This window comes from Streptomyces massasporeus, from assembly GCF_014648995.1.
In the GTDB taxonomy this organism is placed as follows: Bacteria; Actinomycetota; Actinomycetes; order Streptomycetales; family Streptomycetaceae; genus Streptomyces; species Streptomyces massasporeus.
In genome coordinates this window covers 903,338-922,308 of record NZ_BMSE01000001.1, presented here as the reverse complement: position 1 = coordinate 922,308, position 18,971 = coordinate 903,338, and the positions used below count along the sequence as shown (strand labels likewise).

19 protein-coding genes and 1 pseudogene are annotated in these 18,971 nt (G+C 72.5%); 11 read left to right on the top strand and 9 right to left on the bottom strand.

The window, feature by feature from the left end:
• Positions 1-18: 18 nt before the first annotated feature.
• Both IE153_RS04180 and IE153_RS04175 read right to left on the bottom strand, forming a co-directional pair.
• Positions 19-681: a DedA family protein gene (locus IE153_RS04180; protein WP_189588377.1), complete on the bottom strand. Its 663-nt coding sequence runs from the start codon at positions 679-681 to the stop codon at positions 19-21.
• Entirely contained in the window at positions 678-1,451 is a 774-nt protein-coding gene (locus IE153_RS04175) for an MBL fold metallo-hydrolase (protein ID WP_189588376.1), read from the bottom strand. The genes IE153_RS04180 and IE153_RS04175 overlap by 4 nt, the downstream gene beginning before the upstream one ends.
• A gap of 83 nt (positions 1,452-1,534) precedes the next feature.
• Here IE153_RS04175 and IE153_RS04170 point away from each other — a divergent pair, with 83 nt between their 5' ends.
• From IE153_RS04170 to dnaK, 6 genes are all read left to right on the top strand, one after another.
• Positions 1,535-1,936: a hypothetical protein gene (locus IE153_RS04170; protein ID WP_030843767.1), complete on the top strand. Its 402-nt coding sequence runs from the start codon at positions 1,535-1,537 to the stop codon at positions 1,934-1,936.
• Positions 1,937-2,048: 112 nt separating this feature from the next.
• Positions 2,049-4,124, top strand: coding sequence for a phage holin family protein (locus IE153_RS04165; protein WP_189588375.1), 2,076 nt, complete (start codon positions 2,049-2,051; stop codon positions 4,122-4,124).
• A 138-nt stretch (positions 4,125-4,262) separates the two neighbouring features.
• Positions 4,263-4,691, top strand: coding sequence for an OsmC family peroxiredoxin (locus IE153_RS04160; protein WP_030843761.1), 429 nt, complete (start codon positions 4,263-4,265; stop codon positions 4,689-4,691).
• Between the two features lie 122 nt (positions 4,692-4,813).
• The gene (locus tag IE153_RS04155) at positions 4,814-6,199 is read left to right on the top strand and encodes a hypothetical protein (protein ID WP_189588374.1); all 1,386 of its coding nucleotides are present in this window, start codon (positions 4,814-4,816) and stop codon (positions 6,197-6,199) included.
• Complete coding sequence (locus IE153_RS04150; RefSeq protein WP_189588373.1) at positions 6,196-6,936, top strand: glycerophosphodiester phosphodiesterase family protein; 741 nt, start codon at positions 6,196-6,198, stop codon at positions 6,934-6,936. Before IE153_RS04155 ends, IE153_RS04150 begins: the two co-directional genes overlap by 4 nt.
• 67 nt (positions 6,937-7,003) lie before the next feature.
• A complete protein-coding gene (gene dnaK, locus IE153_RS04145; protein WP_189588372.1) occupies positions 7,004-8,887 on the top strand; it encodes a molecular chaperone DnaK in 1,884 nt (627 codons plus the stop codon).
• Between the two features lie 6 nt (positions 8,888-8,893).
• On the opposite strand, the gene IE153_RS04140 is transcribed toward dnaK, so the two are convergent.
• Positions 8,894-9,739, bottom strand: coding sequence for an NAD(P)H-binding protein (locus IE153_RS04140; protein ID WP_189588371.1), 846 nt, complete (start codon positions 9,737-9,739; stop codon positions 8,894-8,896).
• Positions 9,740-9,842: 103 nt separating this feature from the next.
• On the opposite strand from IE153_RS04140, the gene IE153_RS04135 reads away from it, so the two are divergent.
• Positions 9,843-10,229 carry a winged helix-turn-helix transcriptional regulator gene (locus tag IE153_RS04135; RefSeq protein ID WP_189588370.1) on the top strand — a complete coding sequence of 129 codons (387 nt, stop codon included), beginning with the start codon at positions 9,843-9,845 and terminating at the stop codon, positions 10,227-10,229.
• On the opposite strand, the gene IE153_RS04130 is transcribed toward IE153_RS04135, so the two are convergent.
• The gene (locus IE153_RS04130; RefSeq protein WP_189588369.1) at positions 10,226-10,693 is read right to left on the bottom strand and encodes a nitrate reductase molybdenum cofactor assembly chaperone; all 468 of its coding nucleotides are present in this window, start codon (positions 10,691-10,693) and stop codon (positions 10,226-10,228) included. The genes IE153_RS04135 and IE153_RS04130 overlap by 4 nt on opposite strands.
• A gap of 133 nt (positions 10,694-10,826) precedes the next feature.
• On the bottom strand, positions 10,827-11,690 hold the full coding sequence (locus IE153_RS04125) for a Sco1979 family transcriptional regulator (RefSeq protein WP_097221859.1): 864 nt from the start codon (positions 11,688-11,690) through the stop codon (positions 10,827-10,829).
• Between the two features lie 241 nt (positions 11,691-11,931).
• On the opposite strand from IE153_RS04125, the gene IE153_RS04120 reads away from it, so the two are divergent.
• Entirely contained in the window at positions 11,932-12,357 is a 426-nt protein-coding gene (locus IE153_RS04120; protein WP_189588368.1) for a hypothetical protein, read from the top strand.
• Here the strand turns inward: IE153_RS04120 and IE153_RS04115 are convergent.
• Positions 12,339-13,145 (bottom strand): helix-turn-helix domain-containing protein, encoded by an 807-nt coding sequence (locus tag IE153_RS04115; RefSeq protein ID WP_189588367.1) that lies wholly within the window; start codon positions 13,143-13,145, stop codon positions 12,339-12,341. The two genes, IE153_RS04120 and IE153_RS04115, sit on opposite strands and share 19 nt — an antisense overlap.
• A gap of 128 nt (positions 13,146-13,273) precedes the next feature.
• Between IE153_RS04115 and IE153_RS04110 the strand changes: the two genes are divergently transcribed.
• Both IE153_RS04110 and IE153_RS04105 read left to right on the top strand, forming a co-directional pair.
• Positions 13,274-13,579 (top strand): 4a-hydroxytetrahydrobiopterin dehydratase, encoded by a 306-nt coding sequence (locus IE153_RS04110; RefSeq protein ID WP_031106506.1) that lies wholly within the window; start codon positions 13,274-13,276, stop codon positions 13,577-13,579.
• A gap of 4 nt (positions 13,580-13,583) precedes the next feature.
• Positions 13,584-14,327 (top strand): class I SAM-dependent methyltransferase, encoded by a 744-nt coding sequence (locus IE153_RS04105; RefSeq protein ID WP_189588366.1) that lies wholly within the window; start codon positions 13,584-13,586, stop codon positions 14,325-14,327.
• Here the strand turns inward: IE153_RS04105 and IE153_RS04100 are convergent.
• On the bottom strand, positions 14,296-14,772 hold the full coding sequence (locus IE153_RS04100; RefSeq protein ID WP_189588365.1) for a hypothetical protein: 477 nt from the start codon (positions 14,770-14,772) through the stop codon (positions 14,296-14,298). The genes IE153_RS04105 and IE153_RS04100 overlap by 32 nt on opposite strands.
• Positions 14,769-15,248 carry a hypothetical protein gene (locus tag IE153_RS04095; protein ID WP_189588364.1) on the bottom strand — a complete coding sequence of 160 codons (480 nt, stop codon included), beginning with the start codon at positions 15,246-15,248 and terminating at the stop codon, positions 14,769-14,771. The genes IE153_RS04100 and IE153_RS04095 overlap by 4 nt, the downstream gene beginning before the upstream one ends.
• Positions 15,249-15,287: 39 nt before the next feature.
• Between IE153_RS04095 and IE153_RS04090 the strand changes: the two genes are divergently transcribed.
• Positions 15,288-16,283 carry a helix-turn-helix transcriptional regulator gene (locus IE153_RS04090; RefSeq protein WP_189588363.1) on the top strand — a complete coding sequence of 332 codons (996 nt, stop codon included), beginning with the start codon at positions 15,288-15,290 and terminating at the stop codon, positions 16,281-16,283.
• On the opposite strand, the pseudogene IE153_RS04085 reads toward IE153_RS04090, so the two are convergent.
• A pseudogene (locus tag IE153_RS04085) lies at positions 16,249-18,900 on the bottom strand (cellulose binding domain-containing protein). The gene IE153_RS04090 and the pseudogene IE153_RS04085 sit on opposite strands and share 35 nt — an antisense overlap.
• Between the last annotated feature and the right edge of the window lie 71 nt (positions 18,901-18,971).

Here is an 18,971-nt window from a genome sequence, read left to right as displayed (position 1 = left end):
CGCACCCCGAGAACAACCTCACCCGGAACGGCGCTGCCGCACCCGCCGCCACACAGCCGGCACCACGCTGAGCAACAGGGTCAGCGCGATCGCCGCCACCACGCCCTGCCACGGCTCGGCGAACAGCGACCCCCCGAGGATCCCGATCAACTGGTACGTGGCGGCCCAGGCCAGACAGGCCGGCAGGTTCCCCCGGGAGAACCTCCGCAGCGGCCACTCGGCCAGCAGACAGGCCAGCATCACCGGGATGCGCCCCGCCGGCACCAGCCGGGACAGCACCAGCACCGCCACCCCGTGGGCGGAGAGCTTCTCCTGCGCCTGCTCCAGCCGGTCCTCCGGCGCCCGCGACCGGATCGCCTCCAGCCACCGCGACCCGTTCTTCGACGTCAGCCCGCGACGCCCCAGCCAGTACAGCGCCGCATCGCCCAGGAAGGCCGCCAGCGACGCCGTCACGAACACCATCATCAGGGAGAGGGGCGCCGTCCGGTGCACGGCGACCACCGCCGCCGAACTCACCAGCGCCCCCGTCGGAATCACCGGCACCAGCGCCCCGGCCAGCACCAGCACGAAGAGCGTCGGATACCCGATCGCCTGCTGCGTGGACTCCGGAACCACTGACGCCGGTGTGACGGCCGACGCCGCGAGCAGGAACGCCGGCGCCAGGGGCGCGGACCAGCTCACCGCGCGGCCTTCACGCGCACGCTCTCCCCGTGCCCTAGCCGGTGGACCGCCACGCCGGGCGCCTCGCGGGCCGCCAGCCGGACGAACTCCTCCCCCGGCGCGTGGAACTCGTGGGGGCGCACGGCGTCCATGCCGATCGGCCAGTACGTGCCGTAGTGCACCGGCACCGCGCTGTGCGGCGCGAGCCGTGCCAGTGCCTGCGCCGCCCGGCCCGCGTCGAGGTGTCCCTCGCCCAGGTAGGGCCCCCAGCCGCCCACCGGCAGCAGCGCCACCTCGACCGGCCCGACCTCCTTCGCCATGTCGTCGAACAGCCCGGTGTCCCCGGCGAAGTACGTCCGGGCCTCGCCGGCTATGACATAGCCGAGGGCGGGGGAGCGGTGCGGTCCGAACGGCAGCCGCCGACCGTCGTGCCGTGCGGGCACGGCCCGTACGATGATGTCGCCGACCGGGGTCTCGTCCCCGGGGGCCACCTCGCTCACCCGCAGGTGCGAGAGCCGGCGCAGACCCGGCACCGCCCGGCGCGCGCCCCGGGGCACGAGCAGGCGCGTGCCCGGAGCGAGCCGCATCAGCGACGGCACGTGCAGGTGGTCGGCGTGCAGATGCGACACCAGCGCCACGTCGGCGTGCGGGGCGCCCGGGGGCGGTAGCGCTCCGCGCCGGCGCCGCAAGTGCGCGAGGCGGCGCGCGAACAGGGGATCCGTGAGCACGCGCACGTTCGAATCCTCGACGGTGCAAGTGGCGTGACCCCACCAGGTGATCTCCACCGGCACTTCTTTGCCTCCTTCGCGCGACTCCCCCGAAGCCTACGTGCAGGAGTAGGGTCGGCGGCGAAACCGGAGGTGAGGGGGACGCCATGGTGCCGGTGCGGGTCACGGCGATCGCGAGTCTGACGCCGCTCGAGGAGCTGGACGACGATCCGTTCCTGGTCGACTCCCGCAGTCAGCACGCGATGTGCGCCCGCTGGGCCGCCGAGCGGGGCTACGTGGTCAGCCGGGAGTTACTGGTCCGGGGACTGCGGCCCGACCACGGCGCCCTGTGGGACGGCGTCCGGCCCGGCCTCGACCTGTTCGTCGCGCCCAGCCGGCGGGTGCTGGAGAGCGCGCTCGCCTCCGTCGAGGAGTTCACCGCCGAGTGCGCGCGGCGTGGTGTACGCGTCGAGACGGTGGGGCATGCGGAACCTGCGTACGACGCGGCGATGAAGGCCTGCGTGCACCGGCGGCTGTCGATGCCGACGGCCGGCTACGACGGCCGCTGACGTCCTCCCTCACCGGGGTGTGACCTGGGGACGAAACCGCCCGGCCGGGCGTTGAGACACTGTGGGGGAGGACCCGCGACGGCTGCGGGCCAGGGACGTGAGGTGGCTGGGCGTGCGGGGCGTGCGGTGGCGGCGGGTCGCGAGTCAGGTGGGGCGGAGCGTCGCCGTGTGGGCGGTCTCCACCGTCACCATGCTCGTGCTCGCCGGGATCCTCCCGGACTTCCGGCTCCGCTCGGAGAACGGCGACAGCGCCACGGACATAGCCGTCACGGCGGCCTTCGGTGCCGGCGCCTTCGGTCTGCTGTCGGCAGTGGTGTGGCCGCTGCTCGTCCGGCTGCTGCTGCTCGTACCGGCGCTCGTGCTGGGGCTGTTGGTGTTCTTCCTCAACGGCGCCCTGCTGCTGCTCGCCCTGAACCTCAACCCCGCTGAGCGCGGCGCCGCCGCGCCGGAGACCGCCGTCGTGGTCGCCGCCGTGATGTCCGCCGTGGCGTCCGCGACCGGTGCCGCCCTGGCCGTGCGGGACGACGACGCCTACCGCCGCAGGCTGTACCGCCTCTCCGACCGCCGCCGCCGCTCCGGGCCCCCGGCCCCCGCCGGCCCGGGCATGGTCTTCGTGCAGCTCGACGGCGTCGGGCACGACACCCTGCTCGACGCGGTCGGCAAGGGCCTGATGCCCACCGTCGCCCGCTGGCTCGACATCGGAGACGGTGGCCGCCCCACCCACCGGCTCATCCCCTGGCGCACCGACTGGTCCAGCCAGACCGGCGCCAGCCAGCTCGGCATCCTGCACGGCAGCAACCACGACGTCCCCGCCTTCCGCTGGTACGAGAAGGACACCCGCGAGGTGGTCGTCTGCAACCGCCCGACCAGCGCGGCCGAACTCCAGCGGCGCGCCGTCGAGTACGCGGGGCATGGCGGGCTGCTCACCGTCGACGGCGCCAGCCGCGGCAACCTGTTCAGCGGCGGCGCCGAACAGCAGGCCCTCGTCCTGTCCATAGCGGCCCGCCGCCGCAGCCGCGAGAACCGCTCCCGCGCGGGCTACTTCGCCTACTTCTCCGACCCGGCCAACGCGGTGCGCACCGCACTGTCCTTCCTCGCCGAGGTGGGCCGGGAGATCGGCCAGTCCACCCGGGCGCGCCTGCGCAAGCAACGCCCGCGCGTCTCCCGAGGCGGCCTGTACCCCCTCGTCCGGGCCTTCGCGACGGTCGTCGAACGGGACGTCGTCGTCGCCGCGGTGACGGGCGACATGCTCGTCGGCCGCACGGCCGTCTTCGCCGACCTCGTGGCCTACGACGAGGTCGCCCACCACTCCGGCCCGGCGAGCCGCGACGCGCAGAAGGTCCTCGAACGCCTCGACCGCTCGCTGGCCCTGATCGAGAACGTCGCCGAGCACGCCCCGCGCCCGTACCGGATCGTCGTGCTGTCCGATCACGGTCAGAGCCCCGGCGAGACCTTCCGCTCCCGCTACGGCCTCACACTCGGCGACCTGGTGCGGGCCGGCTGCGGCATGCCCGTGTCGCGCAAGGCGGAGCGCACCCGCAGCGGGACGGAGGCCCGCGCCGCCGTGCGCGCCGCGCTGCGCTTCCCGGTCGCGGAGGGCGGCGACCAGCACCGCCCCGAGCCCGGCTCGGAGCCGATCGTGCTGGCCTCCGGCAACCTCGGCCTGGTCTCCTTCCCGGACGTCACGCACCGGATGAGCAAGGAGGAGATCGACGCTCGCCACCCCGCGCTGCTGCCGACCCTCGCCAACCACCCCGGCATCGGCTTCCTGCTGGTCCGCAGCGACCGGCACGGCGGCGTCGTCCTCGGCGCGTACGGCGCGGAGATCCCGCTGGCCGACCTCGACGACGACCCGGGTCCGCTCGCTCCGTTCGGCCCGGGCGCCGCCGACGCGATACGGCGTACGCACGCGTTCCCGCACACCGCCGACATCATGGTCAACTCCATCCACGACCCGGCCGACGGCGAAGTTCTCGCCTTCGAGGAGCAGATCGGCTCCCACGGCGGCCTCGGCGGCGCCCAGGGCAGACCCTTCCTGCTGTCCCCGCTCGGCATCTCCGCTCCGGTCGCCGAGGGCGAGGAGCTCGTCGGCGCCGAGCACGTGCACCGGGTTCTGCGGCGCTGGCTGCGCGAGGCGAACGGACCGCAGGTGCCGCTGGAGGCCACCGAGGAGGAGCAGGCCGCCTGACATCCGGCTGCGCCCACCCGGCCGCAGGCTGCCAGAGGGCAGGTCCTCCGCGTGAGTTGAGCCGTAGTGTGATCGGATGGGGGACACGGGGCCCGGAGACGGGCCCGCAGGCGAGTCCGCACGCGAAAGGAAGAACTCGTGGCTACCACGCGCTCCGCACACACGGTCTGGGAAGGCAACCTGCTCGAGGGCAACGGTGTCGTCACCTTCGACTCCTCCGGCGCCATCGGCGAGCAGCCGGTCACGTGGGCCTCGCGCGCCCAGGAGGCGAACGGCAAGACCAGCCCCGAGGAGCTGATCGCGGCCGCCCACTCCAGCTGCTTCTCCATGGCCTTCTCCAACATCCTCAACAAGGCCGGGACGCCGCCCACCAAGCTCATCACCTCGGCCGACGTCTCCTTCCAGCCCGGTGAGGGCATCACCGGCATCCACCTCACCGTCGAGGGCACCGTCCCCGGCATCGACGAGGCTGCCTTCCAGGCCGCCGCCGACGAGGCCAAGACCGGCTGCCCGGTCAGCCAGGCCCTCAAGGCCACGCCCATCACGCTGACCGCCAAGCTCGCCTGACCTGCCGCACGCCCGTCGCGCGGGCCCGCCCACCAGGGGCGGCCCGCGCGTCGTCGTCGGTTCACCACCCCCGGCCGGGGTATGAACCAGACGCCTCGAACCGCCGGGCCGGAAGGAACGCGATGCTGCCGGGAACATCCCCGAACGCGACGGTGCTCGACTCCGCCACCCGTGACCGGACCCGCGTCCTGCTGCTGTTCAGCCTCTCCGGACGGCTGCGCCCCCGGGACACCGCCCTCGGCGCCCTGGCCGACCGCTACGACTACGGCCGCTTCGCCTCCCACCTGATGACCAGCCAGGACGTGCTGCCCGTCCCGGTCCTCGACGAGCAGGTCGCACCCCGGCGGCTGCGGCTGCCGTACGGCGACCACGGCCTCGGCCTCGCGTCGTTGCGGATCCTCGTCGTCACCACGCCGCGCGGCGACGCCACCCTCGTCGTGGACTGCGCCTTCGCGGGCGAGACCACCGCCGGCGACCTCGCCGTCTGGCTGGCCACCACCTGCTTCGACCGGGAGCGGATCGAGCTCGACGACCGCCCGCTTCTGCAGACCGTGTCCGCGCAGCTCGGCGGCCGGCCGCTCGCCCTCGGCCAGAACGTGCACCAACTCGTCTTCCCCGGCGGCCGGTTACAGCGGGACCTGCTCGGCGCCGACGAGGCCCGCAAGGCGATCCTGCTGAACGAGATCGTCTACCGCGGCCGGATGCCGTGGAACCCCGCCACCCCCTACGACACGCGCCTCGCGCCGCACCTCAGGAACCACGGCCTCACCCTGTCCGCCCTCGGCCGGGGCGTCTCCGTCCAGGCCGGCTGGGCCCCGCACGTGGAGAACGGCCTGGTCCTCGTCGCCGTCGGCATGATCTCCGCCCTGTCCGTGCTCCAACGCACCCGGCTGGCGGCCTTCGCCATGATGAAGGCCAACGAGCAGGCCCTGACCGACTCGCCCACCGAGATCCGCACCCTGATCTCCCGCCTCTCCGCCGGTGTCAACGAACTCCAGCTGGACCTGGCCTTCGGTGTCGAGGCCTACGTCGACAGCCTGCTGATCCCGGAGATGGTCACCGAGGCCTTCCAGTCCTCGCTCGGCGACGCCCTGGGCATCCGCGACAGCCTGGAGAACTCGGCCCGCATGGTCGAGCGCCTGACCTCGGTGATCAGCGCCCGCTCCGCCGCCCTGGACGCCGAACTCGCCGAGCGCGACGACCGCCGCGACCGCACCGTCTCCGGCCTGGTCGCCGCGGCCACGCTGATCGCCCTGCCGCCGACGCTGCTGCTGGCCTTCTTCGGCGTGAACGGCACGAACGTCGACGACCACCGCTCCATCCTCGACCTGCGCGCCTACGGCACGGCCTACGCGCTGGCCTGGCTGCCCTTCGTCGTCCTCGTGCTGATCGGCTGGGTCCTCCTCGGACGGGTCCGCACCCGCTCCGGCTCGCTGCTGCCCGCGCCCGACGACACCTTCGCCCCCGTCCCGCCTCCCCGCTCGCCCTCCGGGAACCCACGACCATGACGCCACACCCTGCCGTCTCCGCCCACCGGGGCGGTTCCGAGCACGCCGGTCCCGCCACCTGGGAGGCCTACGAGGACGCGATCGAGTCCGGCGCCGAGTACGCCGAGTTCGACATCCGCCGTACCAGGGACGGGGTCCTCGTCGTCTACCACGACCCCAGGGTCGGCCCCGCCGGGCCGCCGCTGTCCGTGCTCACGCATGCCGAGCTGTGCGGGCGGGCCGGGTACGTCGTGCCCGTGGTGGACGAGGTCATGGCGCTGATCGCCGGGAAACTCGTGGCCCACCTGGACCTCAAGGAGACCGGCTACGAGCGGGAGGTGGTCGACCGGGCGGTCGCCCTGCTCGGCGCCGACGGGCTGGTCGTGACCACGCTGGAGGACCGTTCCGTCGCCGCCGTCACCCGGGGCTTCCCCGGGGTGCGCACCGCCCTGTCCCTCGGGCGCGACCGCAGGGAGCTGGCGCTGGCCCGGCTGCCCGGGACCCGGCTGAGCGAGTTGTTCCCGGCCCGCCGCATCCGGGCCTGCGGGGCGCACGGCGTCGCCGTGCACCAGCGGCTGGCCAGGACGAACGTGCTGCGCGAGGCGACCCGGCACGGCCTGTTCACCATGGTCTGGACGGTCAACGACGACGCCCTCATGCGGGCCTTCCTCGCCCACCCGCGCGTCGACGTGCTCGTCACCGACCGGCCCCGGCGCGCGGTGGCCCTGCGCGGGCCGATCACCCCGTCGCGGCATTGACAACAGCGCACTCAAGTTTTGTGCTGGAGAGTGGGATGAGTCGTCGCCCTGGCGGAAGGGGACAGCGATGGGACGAGCGGTCGGGATCGACCTCGGAACCACGAACTCGGTGGTCGCCGTGCTGGAAGGCGGCGAGCCCACCGTCATCGCCAACGCGGAGGGTGCCAGAACCACACCCTCGGTCGTGGCGTTCGCCAAGAACGGTGAGGTGCTGGTCGGAGAGGTGGCCAAACGGCAGGCCGTGACCAACGTGGAGCGCACCGCCCGCTCGGTCAAGCGGTACATGGGCGACGCGCACTGGCGCTTCCCCGACGAGGGCGACGTGGACGGCACCCGGTACCGGGCGCAGGAGCTGTCCGCGCGGGTGCTGCAGAAGCTGAAGCGGGACGCGGAGTCCTACCTCGGCGAGGACGTCACCGACGCGGTGATCACCGTCCCCGCCTACTTCGACGACTCCCAGCGCCAGGCGACCAAGGAGGCCGGTGAGGTCGCGGGCCTGAAGGTCCTGCGGATCATCAACGAGCCGACGGCCGCGGCCCTCGCCTACGGCCTGGACAAGGAGAACGAACAGACGGTGCTCGTCTTCGACCTCGGCGGCGGCACCTTCGACGTGTCGCTGCTGGAGATGGGCGAGGGCGTCATCGAGGTGAAGGCCACCAACGGCGACACGCACCTCGGCGGCGACGACTGGGACCAGCGGATCGTCGACTACCTGATCAAGCGCTTCAAGGGCCAGAACGGCGTCGATCTCGGCACCGACAAGATGGCGGTCCAGCGGCTGCGCGAGGGCGCCGAGCGGGCCAAGATCGAGCTGTCCAGCTCGACCGAGACGACGATCAACCTGCCCTACATCACGGCCTCCGCCGAAGGGCCCCTGCATCTCGACGAGAAGCTGACCCGGGCCCAGTTCCAGGAGCTCACCGCCGATCTGCTGGACCGCTGCAAGGCGCCCTTCCACCAGGCGGTGAAGGACGCCGGTGTGCAGCTCTCGGCGATCGACCACGTGATCCTCGTCGGCGGCTCGACGCGGATGCCCGCGGTGACGGACCTGGTCAAGGAACTCACCGGCAAGGAGCCGCACAAGGGCGTCAACCCCGATGAGGTCGTGGCCGTGGGCGCGGCGCTTCAGGCGGGCGTCATCCGCGGCGACGTGAAGGACGTGCTGCTGCTCGACGTCACCCCGCTGTCCCTGGGCATCGAGACCAAGGGCGGCATCATGACCAAGCTCATCGAGCGCAACACCACCATCCCGACCCGGCGTTCGGAGATCTTCACCACGGCGGCCGACAACCAGCCCTCCGTCGGCATCCAGGTCTACCAGGGCGAACGCGAGATCGCCGCGTACAACAAGAAGCTCGGCGTCTTCGACCTGACCGGGCTGCCGCCGGCGCCGCGCGGTGTGCCGCAGATCGAGGTGGCGTTCGACATCGACGCCAACGGCATCATGCACGTCTCCGCCAAGGACCTGGCGACCGGCCGGGAGCAGAAGATGACCGTCACCGGCGGCTCGGCCCTGCCCAAGGACGACATCGACCGCATGATGCGCGAGGCCGAGCAGTACGCCGACGAGGACCGGGGGCGCCGCGAGGCCGCCGAGACCCGCAACCAGGCCGAGCAACTCGTCTACCAGACCGAGAACTTCCTCCGCGAGAACGGCGACCGGGTCCCGGCCGACACGAAGTCCGAGGTCGAGTCGGCCGTCGCCGAGGTGAAGGAGCAGCTGGAACAGCAGGCGGACACCGCCGCCCTGCGCGCCGGCGTCGAGAAACTCGCCTCCGTCAGCCAGAAGATGGGCCAGGCGATGTACGCCCAGGCCGCCCAGCAGGCCCCCACCGAGGAGTCCCACGGCACCCCGCAGGACGAGGAGGGCGTGGTCGACGCGGAGATCGTGGACGAGGACAAGGACCAGGGCGCCGGGCAGGACGGGAAGAGCGGGCCGGGCCAGGGCTGAGCAGCCCTAGCGGAACGCGGCGACGTGGCGGTGGGCCCAGTCGGCGAAGGTGCGCGACGCGCGGCCGAGGACCCGCTCGATGTCGGGGCTGATGCGCCGCTCGGCGGGAGTGGGCTCACCCAGGATGGCCAGCGTCGTCTCCGCCACGGGTTCGGGCATGAACCGCAGCAGCTGCGCCCGGGCCTCGTCCCGGGTCTGCTCCACGAAGCGGACCGGTTCGCCGAGCGCCTCCGCCAGCGCCCCGGCGCGCTGCCGGGGCGTGCTCAGGGCGGGCCCGGTCAGCTCGTAGACCTGTCCGGCGTGCTCGTCCTCCCGCAGCGTCGCCGCGGCGACCTCGGCGATGTCGTCCGGGTCGACGGTGGGCAGCCCGACGTCACCGAACGGCGCGGCGACGGTCCGCAGGGCGCGGACGGACTCGGCCCACGCGTAGGCGTTGGAGTCGAGACCGCCGGGGCGCAGGATCACCCAGTCCAGGCCCGACCCCCGCACGGCGTCCTCGATGGCCCGTCCGACGCCTCCGTGGGAGGCCGACTCCGGCCGGGTCGCGACTCCCTGGGACGAGAGCAGCACGACACGCCGGACCCCGCCGTCCCGGGCCGCGTCGAGGATCCGACCGGGGTCCAGCAGATGGGCGTCGGCCCCGCCGTTCTGCAGGAACAGCGCGTCGGCGCCGTCCAGCACGGGTCGGAGGCTGACGGTGTCGGTCAGGTCCGCCGGGCGGGCCCGGACCCCGTCCGGCAGGTCCGAGTCCGAGACTCTCCTCGATGTCGCCGTCACCTTCTCCCCGGCCCTTGCGAGGGCCTGAACGAGCGCTCGGCCCACGTTCCCGGTCGCACCGGTCACCACGATCATGAGCAACTCCCTTGTCTTGCGGCCTTGTTGCCGATGCCGTGGACGCTAACACCGTCGGTATAGTAGGTACCTAGAGGAAAGTGACTATCCCAAAGGGGTGCGTATGGGCGTGGAGACGACCCGGGCGGCGTCCGCCGCCACCGTCCCGGAACTCGCCTGCCCGATCAGCGCGGTCGTGGACATCGTGTTCAGCCGGTGGACCACGCCGATCCTGTGGACGCTCCACACCCACGGCCGGCAGCGCTTCGTCGAGCTGGAGCGACGCATCGGCACCATCACGCCGAAGGTGCTGACCCAGCGCCTCAGGCAACTGGAGCGCGACGGCCTGGTCGTGCGCACCTACCACCCGGAGGTCCCGCCGCGGGTCGAGTACGAGATCAGCGAGCTCGGCCGCAGCCTCGCCCCGCTCTTCGCCCACCTCGCCGACTGGTCGGCCGCCCACCTGGACGAGGTCGAGCAGGCCCGCCAGGCCTACGACAGCGAGAGCTAGCGTCCCGTGGCGACCGGTGGCAGCGTCGCGCACACCGCGTCCAGGACCGTCGCGTACGGCGTGCCGAAGTCGGTGAGTTTCGACCGGAGCCGGTCCAGGCCGTCGCGGTGCTCCGTCAGCAGCTCGTCGCTGCCGGTGCGGGACGCGAACTCCAGGACCGCGGGCAGGAAGTCCGGTGGCTCCTCGCCGGTGGTCTCCAGGCCGTGCGCGCGGTACAGCTCCTCGGAGGGCGCCGGGGCGGCCTCGCGCCAGACGCTCAGGTACAGGCTGTGATCGTGCCCGGCCTCGAACACCTCGACGTAGTGCGCGGCCAGTTCCATCGGCGGGGTGACGGCCGCGTGGTCGGCGAACTCCCGCAGCTGCGGGGCCGCTTCGCGCAGCAGCGGCAGCCGGGCGCGGAAGTCGTCGTCGGGGTACATCAGGCACAGCGCCGCTGCCTGGTACAGCACCTCGAATCCGGGCATCGGACCTCCTTCGCGTGCGCTCCCTTGCCTGCCCCGTCATCCCGACGCTAGGGGCGGCCCGGGGAGCACACCTGCCGACGGCGCCCGTACGGGTCAGAACCCGCGCCATGACGTCAGGGCGCGGGGGAGCGGCTCAGTAGTGCTCGCGGTACTCCCGCAGCAGCTCCTCCGTGCGCTGCGCGGAGCCCGCCCCGGCCGTCATGTGGTCCAGCACCTCCAGATGCGCCGAGACCTCCTTGCGGGAGTCCAGGTACAGCGCGCCGGTCAGATACTCGGTGAAGACCATGTCGGGCAGTTCCGGCTCGGCGAAGCGGAACAGCGAGAAGGGGGCGTAGGTCCCCGGATGCGGGCCGTCGGCGAACTCGGCGATCTGGAGGGTGACCCGGTCGCGCGCGGCGTACTCCAGCAGCTTGTCCAGCTGGTCGCGCATCACCCGGCCGTCCACGCTCACCGGGCGGCGCAGCACCGTCTCGTCCATGATGACCCACAGGTGCGGCGGGTCCGGGCGGTCCAGGAGCCGCTGCCGCTCCATGCGCAGCGACACATGCCGGTCCACGGCCTCCGGACCGGCGTTCGCGATGGTGCCGGACTGCATCACGGCCCGCGCGTACCCCTCGGTCTGCAGCAAGCCCGGCACGAAGTGCGGCTCGTACGACCGGATGATCCGGGCGGCGCCCTCCAGGCTCACGTACAGGCTGAACCACTCCGGCAGCACGTCGTGGAACCGCTGCCACCACCCCGGCCGGTTCGCCTCCTCGGTGAGGTCGACGAACGCGGTCACCTCGTCCTCGGCCACCCCGTACGCCGTCAGCAGGATCTGCACGTACGGGATCTTCAACGCGACGTCGGCCGTCTCCATCCGCCGGACGGTCGCGGGGGCGACCCGCAGCACCTTCGCGGCCTCGTCACGGCTGAGGCCCGCGGCCTCGCGCAACTCCTGCAACCGCTTGCCCAGGACCACCTGGCCCACGGTGGGTGCGGCCCGCCGTTCACTCACGCCACGCCTCCCCAACGCGCCCACGCCTGTGATCAGTCTGTCACGTCCGGTCGGCGGCATCACAGGGCTCAACCCAAGAAGATCCCCGGAAACGGAGGAGCGGGCCGGGTATTACCCCGCGGGTAATCGACCGGACGCCGCCGGAACGGGATCGTGAACGTACCGGTTCCCGGGCCGGCGCACTCCGGCCCGGGACCCGGCCCCAGCCGCCGCACCACGACCCGACGGAGGGTGATTCCCCATGTCCGCGATCCAGCTCGCCGCACTCGCCCGGACCACCGAGCCGCAGTCGATGCTGCGCCGCTTCCTCGCCCTGGACGCCGTCGTGACCGGCGGCAACGCGCTCGCCTACCTGGCGTTCTCCGGCCCGCTGGGGCGGTTCCTGGGAGCCGACGCCACGCTGCTGCTCACCCTGGGCGCGTTCCTCGCCCTCTACGCGGCGGGCGTGGGCCTGCTGGCCGCCCGCAGGCAGCCGCCGGCGCTCGGCGTGCGGGCCGTCGTCGAGGCCAACCTCGCCTGGGCGGCGGTGAGCCTCGTGGCCCTGGGCCTGTGGCTCACGCCGAGCACGCCGGGCGCCGTGTGGACGGTGCTTCAGGCCCTGGTCGTGGCCGGGTTCGCCGTCCTCCAGCACCTGTTCCTGAAGGCCCGTCAGGACATGAGCTCCTGAAGGTACTTGACCGTCGCCGGGTCGGCCGGGAGCAGCGTCTCGATGGCCAGCTCGGCGACCGTCACGTCCATCGGGGTGTTGAACGTGGAGATCGAGGAGATGAACGACAGCGTCCGCCCCTCGTGCTCGATCCGCAGCGGCAGCGCGAAGTACGGCACCGGCTCCGACGGCTCCTGCGCCGGATCCGCGTCGGGCACCGGATACGCCGCCACCTCCTCGTACAGCGCCCGCAGCGGCTCCGAGCGGTGCAGCGCGATCTGCCGCTCCATCTGCTCCAGCAGATGCCCCCGCCAGGCGTGCAGATTGCGGATCCGGGGCGCGAGGCCCTGCGGGTGCAGGGCCAGCCGCATCGCGTTCAGCGGCGGCTCCAGCAGCGACTCGGCGACACCGTCGACCAGCGTCATGATCCCCCGGTTGGCGGCCACCACGTTGTACAGCGCGTCCACCACCAGCGCCGGATACGGCTCGTAGCCGCCGATCAGCCGCTCGATGCCCTCGCGCAGCGCACCCAGCGCCGGGTCGTCCAGCGGGGTCTCCGGATAGCGGGGGGCGTAACCGGCCGCCAGCAGCAGCGCGTTGCGCTCCCGCACGGGGACGTCCAGATGCTCGGCCAGCCGCAGCACCATCTCCTCGCTGGGCCGGGAGCGGCCGGTCTCGACGAAGCTGATGTGGCGGGCCGAGGAGTCCGCGCGCAGGGCCAGCTCCAGCTGGCTGACCCGCCGCTGCTCCCGCCAGGCCCGCAGCAGCGGGCCCACGCCCTGCTCGGCGGTGGACGGGTGAGTGGTCATGCCGGGACCGTAGTCGAGAACCGGTCGTCCCGGACAGACGCACCCCTCTGACCAGGGCTTCGGCCGCTCCTCTGTGGCAGGCTGAGAGAACACCGAGGACACCGCGGCCACGGAAAGGAGCGCAGCCCATGCCCGTCGAACCGCTGTCGCAGAAGGAGGTCGAGGACCGGCTGGCCGAGCTGCCGGGCTGGTCGCTCGACAAGGACCACCTCATCCGCTCCTACCGGCTGGGCTCGCACTTCGCGGCGACGGCGATGGTCGTGCACATCGCCCAGGTCCAGGAGGAACTGAACCACCACTCCGACCTCACGCTCGGCTACAACACCGTCTCCCTGGCCGTGCACACGCACAGCGCGGGCGGCGCCGTCACCGAGAAGGACTTCGAACTCGCCCGCAGGGTGGAGGACCTCGCCCCCGGGCACGGGGCACACTGACCGGGTGCTCGACTACGACAGGGAAGCGGAGCGGTACGACGTCTCGCGCGGCGGCGAGCCCCGGGCGGCCGCCGCCGCGGAAGCCGTGCTGCGCCTCGTACCGCCCGGCACGGGCCGTCTGCTCGACGTCGCCTGCGGCACCGGCATCGTGACCCGCAGGCTCGCTGCGGCCCGCGAGGACCTGCGGGTGACCGGCGTCGACCTCGCCCCCGCGATGGCCCGGCAGGCCTCCACCCGGCTCCCGGGCGCCGTCGTGCGCGCCGACAGCCGCCGGCTGCCGTTCCGGGACGGGCAGTTCGACGCCGTGTGCAGCGTGTGGCTGCTGCACCTGGCCGCCGGGCCCGCCGAGGTGCGCACCATCGTCGGCGAGTGCGCCCGGGTCCTGCGCCCCGGCGGGATCTACATCACGACGGTCGACAAGGCCGCCTCGCACAACGTCGGCAGTGACATCGATGTCGTCCTGTCCTCCCGGCCGCCCAGCCCGGTCCGGGACGCGGCGGCGGACGTCGAGTCCGCGGCCGCCGCCCACGGCCTGCTGCCGGCCGGGCAGGCCCGCTTCACCGGTCACGGCCAGGGCCGCAGCCCCCGCCGCACCATCGCCGACCTGCGCCGGGGCTGGTTCGTCACCCTGCCGCCCGGCGACCCCCTCGCCGACGGCTTCGCCACCCGGCTGGCCCACCTCCCTGACCAGGAACGGCCGCGTCCCGACCCGGTGTTCAGCCTGCGGTCGTTCCGGAAGACCGGGTGAACTCCATGATCCAGTTGGTCACCCAGCCGTCCGCGCCGGCGACGCGGAACGCCTGCTCCCAGCGGGCCGACGTGGCCGAGATGCCCGACCAGACGAAACGGACGCGCACCTCCTTGCCGTCGTAGGTGTCGTCGCCGTAGAACTCGCCGCGTCCGTCCTCGAACCTGCCGAAGACCGGCGGGAACAGAGTTCCGCTGATGCTGGAGGCCCAGTTCAGGGACCACTGTCCGGTCTTCGGGTCGAAGAGCCGCAGGGTCGCGCCCTGGGCCGACAGCCGGGGCATGTCGACCTCGTCGAGGTTCGCGGCGCCGCCGAACAGCGGCCGGCAGCGACTCGCCCCCGGGAACTGCGCCCAGTCGCTGTCCGGGGCGAGGAAGTCGGTGCGGCGACGGTGCAGGACGTCCCAGTCACCGTGGAAGAAGTCGAAGTCGTGCGGGCTGCTCATGCGCGGTCTCCTGTGGTTCCCTCGGGCAGGGAGTCGGTCAAGTAGACGTCCAGAGACGGAACTTCGGGCGCGAGGATGTGCCGCACCCAGGCGTCGCGCTCGTGCAGGATCGGCGGCAGCTCCCAGACGCAGCCGATCCACGGAAGCTCGGGCGTGATGAAGTGGGCCGGGTCGCGGTCCGGGCAGCCCAGCACCGGCTGGCCCGCCGCCGCGCCCTTGAAGTGCAGGACGTTGTCCCACACCCAGCTGTACGCGTTGAGGTAGGCGCCGTCGTCGCCGCCCCGGTGCAGGACGACGAAGGTCGCCGGGGGAGTGCCGTCCGGCTCCGGCAGCAGCTCCGGCAGGATCGCGTACGCCGCCTTCTCGACGTCCGGCTCGATACCGGCCGGGTCGGCGGTGACGTGGTAGCGCTTGACGTGCCGGCCGGCCACCTCGATCGGCGGAAGGACGGTCAGCAGCTTCTCGGTGAAACCCATACCGGGACGCTAGAGCCGCTTCACTGACATCCTGTGTCAGTGAAGTCCAGTCGACTCGTCGCCATCCTCCTGCTGCTCCAGACCCGCGGCCGGATGACCGCCGCGCGGCTCGCCGAGGAGCTGGAGGTCTCGGTGCGCACGGTCTACCGGGACATCGAGGCGCTGAGCGCGGCCGGCGTTCCGCTGTACGGCGACGCGGGCCACGCCGGCGGCTACCGCCTCCTCGACGGTTACCGCACCCGCCTCACCGGCCTCACCGCCGACGAGGCCGAGGCTCTCTTCCTCGCCGGCGCCCCGGGCCCCGCCGCCCAGCTCGGTCTCGGCAGCGTCCTGGCCGCCGCCCAGCTCAAGATCCGGGCCGCCCTGCCGGCCGACCTGCGCCCGCACGCCGACCGGATCAGCGGGCGCTTCCACCTCGACGCGCCCGGCTGGTACGCCGACGCCGACGAGACGCCGTACCTCCCGGACGTGGCCGACGCCGTGTGGAACTGCCGCGCCCTGCACGTCCGCTACCGCCGGTGGCGTGAACCCACCGACGTGGAGCGCCACCTGGAGCCGTACGGACTCGTCCTCAAGGCGGGCCGCTGGTACGTCGTCGCGGGACCGGGCCCCCGCACCTACCGGGTCGACCAGATCCTTCGACTCACCTCCCTCGAGCAGCGGTTCACCCGGCCGGACGACTTCGACCTGGCCGGGTACTGGGCGGCGTACCAGCGCGACTTCCACCACCGGCTCCGGCCGGCCCGGGCGGTGGTCCGGCTGGCGCCGGGAGTCTCCCTCCCCGGGCCGGGGCAGACCGACGCCCACGTGGAAGAGGACGGCTGGACCCGGACCACCGTCCCCATCGAGTCCCTCGACCACGCCCACGCCGAGTTCCTGCGCCTCGGCACGGGCATCGAGGTGCTCGAACCCCCGGAACTGCGCGACCGCATCGCCCGGACGGCGGCGGAACTGGTGGAGCGGTACGGCAGCCCGCGCACTCCCGCCGGTGACCGCCCGCTCAGGCACCCGCGCAGGTCTGCTCACCCAGCTTGAACGCGGCCGGTTTCGCGTTCGTGTCCGAGCGGCTCGCGGTGAACCCGAAGCTCACCGACGACCCCGCCGCCACGTTCGCGTTCCAGGCGACGTTCTTCGCCGTCACCGTCGAACCCGACTGTGCCGCCTCGGTGTTCCACGCCTGGCTCAGCTTCTGGCCGTCGGTGAAGGTCCAGGCGAGGGACCAGCCGGTCCAGGGGCGGGTGCCGGTGTTGGTCAGCCGGACGTCCGCCTGGAAGCCGCCCGACCACTGACTGGTGATCTTGTAGGTGACCTCGCAGGCGCCGGTCGGTGTGGGGTCGGGGCCCGGCCCCGGGTCCGTGGTGCCGCCGGAGCTGTCGCCGTAGAGGACGCCGCGGCCGTTCGTCGAGACGTAGACACGGCCGTACACCCGCGGGTCGCCGGTGATCGCGGCGCCCGTCCAGCCCCACTGGTGGGCGTCGTCGTTGACGCGGGTCCAGCTCGCGCCCTTGTCCGTGGAGCGGAAGACGCCGCGTACGCCGCCGATCTTCGCGCTGGTGTAGAGGGTCTGGTAGGAGGCGCCGGGGGCGGCCTTGCCGAAGCCGATGGTGTCGGCCTGCTCGACGTTCGAGAGCTTGGTGAAGCTCGCCCCGCCGTCCGTGGAGTGCCACAGCCCGTACGCGCCGTCCGCCGCACCGCCCGCCAGCCACACGTCGCCCTTCCCGCCGGGCAGCGCCTTGAAGCGGACGCTGTCGCCGCCGGGCAGGCCGCTCGCGGGTGACGCCTTGAACGTCGCCCCGCCGTCCGTACTGACGTAGAACTTCCCGGACTTGAAGCCGTAGAAGGTCTTCGCGTCGACCCGGTCCGACTCGACGATCGCCCCGGCGGGGATCCCGGCGGAGGCCTGCCACGACGTGCCGAAGCCCGTCGTGTGGTGGACACCGGCCCCCTCGGGACTCCACACGAACCGGGTGCCGTCGGCCGCCGACGCGACCGTGCCGCCGCCGCTCACACCCGAAGGGTCGGTCCCGGCGAACCAGTTGGCGCCGTTGTCCGTCGAGAACGCGATGTGCGGCCCCGAGTCCAGGTTGCCCGTCCGCACCACCGTGTTCGGGTTCGACTCGGCGAAGTCCAGGCTGGTGGTCGTCGTGAAGTTCGGCTGGGTGAACATCATCGACGGCACCTTCGTCAGGTCCGTGTGCCGGAAGCCGCCGATGTCACCGAGCGCGCTCAGCAGCGGGGCGCCCGACGGGGGAGAGGCGAGGTCGTTGACCGCGGTCTCCTCCAGGCCCTGCACCATCGGTCTGATGGCGAACTTGCCTCCGCCGTCCCAGTTCGTGAGGTTCTCGGTGCCGTAGACCGTCGCACCCGTCCCGTACATCATGCGGTCGGAATTGAACGGGTCGATCTCCAGGGCCTCGGTCATCCAGCCCAGCTTCGGTGTCTGCTCGGGCGGCTGCGGGTTCGCGCCCCAGGTCAGCCACGGCGAGGACGAGACGTCCATCGTGTAGCGGTTCTCGCGGTTCGGGTACGACGTGTAGTCCCACGCCTTGCTCCAGGTCGCGCCGCTGTCCGTGGAGCGGAAGATCTGCGTGTCCGGCCACCATGCGCTGTACGCGGTCGCCATGACCGTGCCCGGCTTGCGCCGGTCCACGGTGAGCCCGCTGAAGCCGTAGCTGGTGTCCGCCTCCGCCACCGGGCTGATGTCCGTCCAGGTCCCCGTGCCCGTCGCGTACCGCCACAGCCGGCCCTTGCCACCGTCGTACGGGCCGCCCTTGTCGCTGTAGGCGAGGTAGAGGTAGCCGTTCTTCGCGTCCAGGACGCCCTTGTGGGCGAGGTGGCCGGTGGGCTGCCCGGCCAGCCGCTGCCAGGTCGCGCCCGCGTCCGTCGACCGGTACACCGCGTTGTCCTTGTCGGCGACCCCGACGTAGATCGTCTTCGTGGCGCTCCCGGCCGTACCCGTGGACTCGTCGAAGGTGACCCAGACGATGCCCTGGTTGTCGGACGCGTAGCCGCTCGTGTCGCTCGGGTCCTGGGCGTAGTTGCCGACGTTGGGGAAGTTCGCCACCTGCGACCAGCCGGCCCCCGAGTCGGTCGACCGCTACAGCCCCTTGCCGCTGGGCGCCCCGAGATACAGCACGCTGTTGCGGTTCGGGTCGACGGCCAGCCGCTCGCCCATGCCCCGCCCCGGCATGTTGCCGCCGAGCTTGAACGGCAGGTTCGCCTTCTGCCAGCTCGCGCCCCGGTCGGCGGAGCGCATGACCGCGCCGTTCTTCGGATCCCAGCTGTTCGTGTACGTCCCGACCGCCGCGTACACCCGGTTCGGGTCGACGGAGTCGGACGCGATGCTGACCACGCCCGTGTGCCCCCAGTCCTCCCACCCGACCGAGTCCAGCAGCGGCGTCCAGGTCTTGGAGGACTCCTGCCAGCGGTAGGCACCCCCGATGTCCGTGCGGGCGTAGGCCAGGTTCTTCTCGGAACGGTTGAAGACGATGCCCGGTACGAACCCGCCCCCGTCGATCCGGGCGTTCTTCCAGGTGTAGGTGTCGGCGGCGAGCTTCGGCGCCGGGGGATCGGCGGCCAGGGCGGTGGGGGCACCCGACAGCAGACCGGCCGCCAGCGCCAGCACGGCCGTGAGAATACGGGTTCTTCGCACGGTGGGGGTCCTTCCGTGAGGGGGGACGTGCGAGGGCCGGGCGGCTCCCCGTGCGGAGGGGAGCCGCCCGG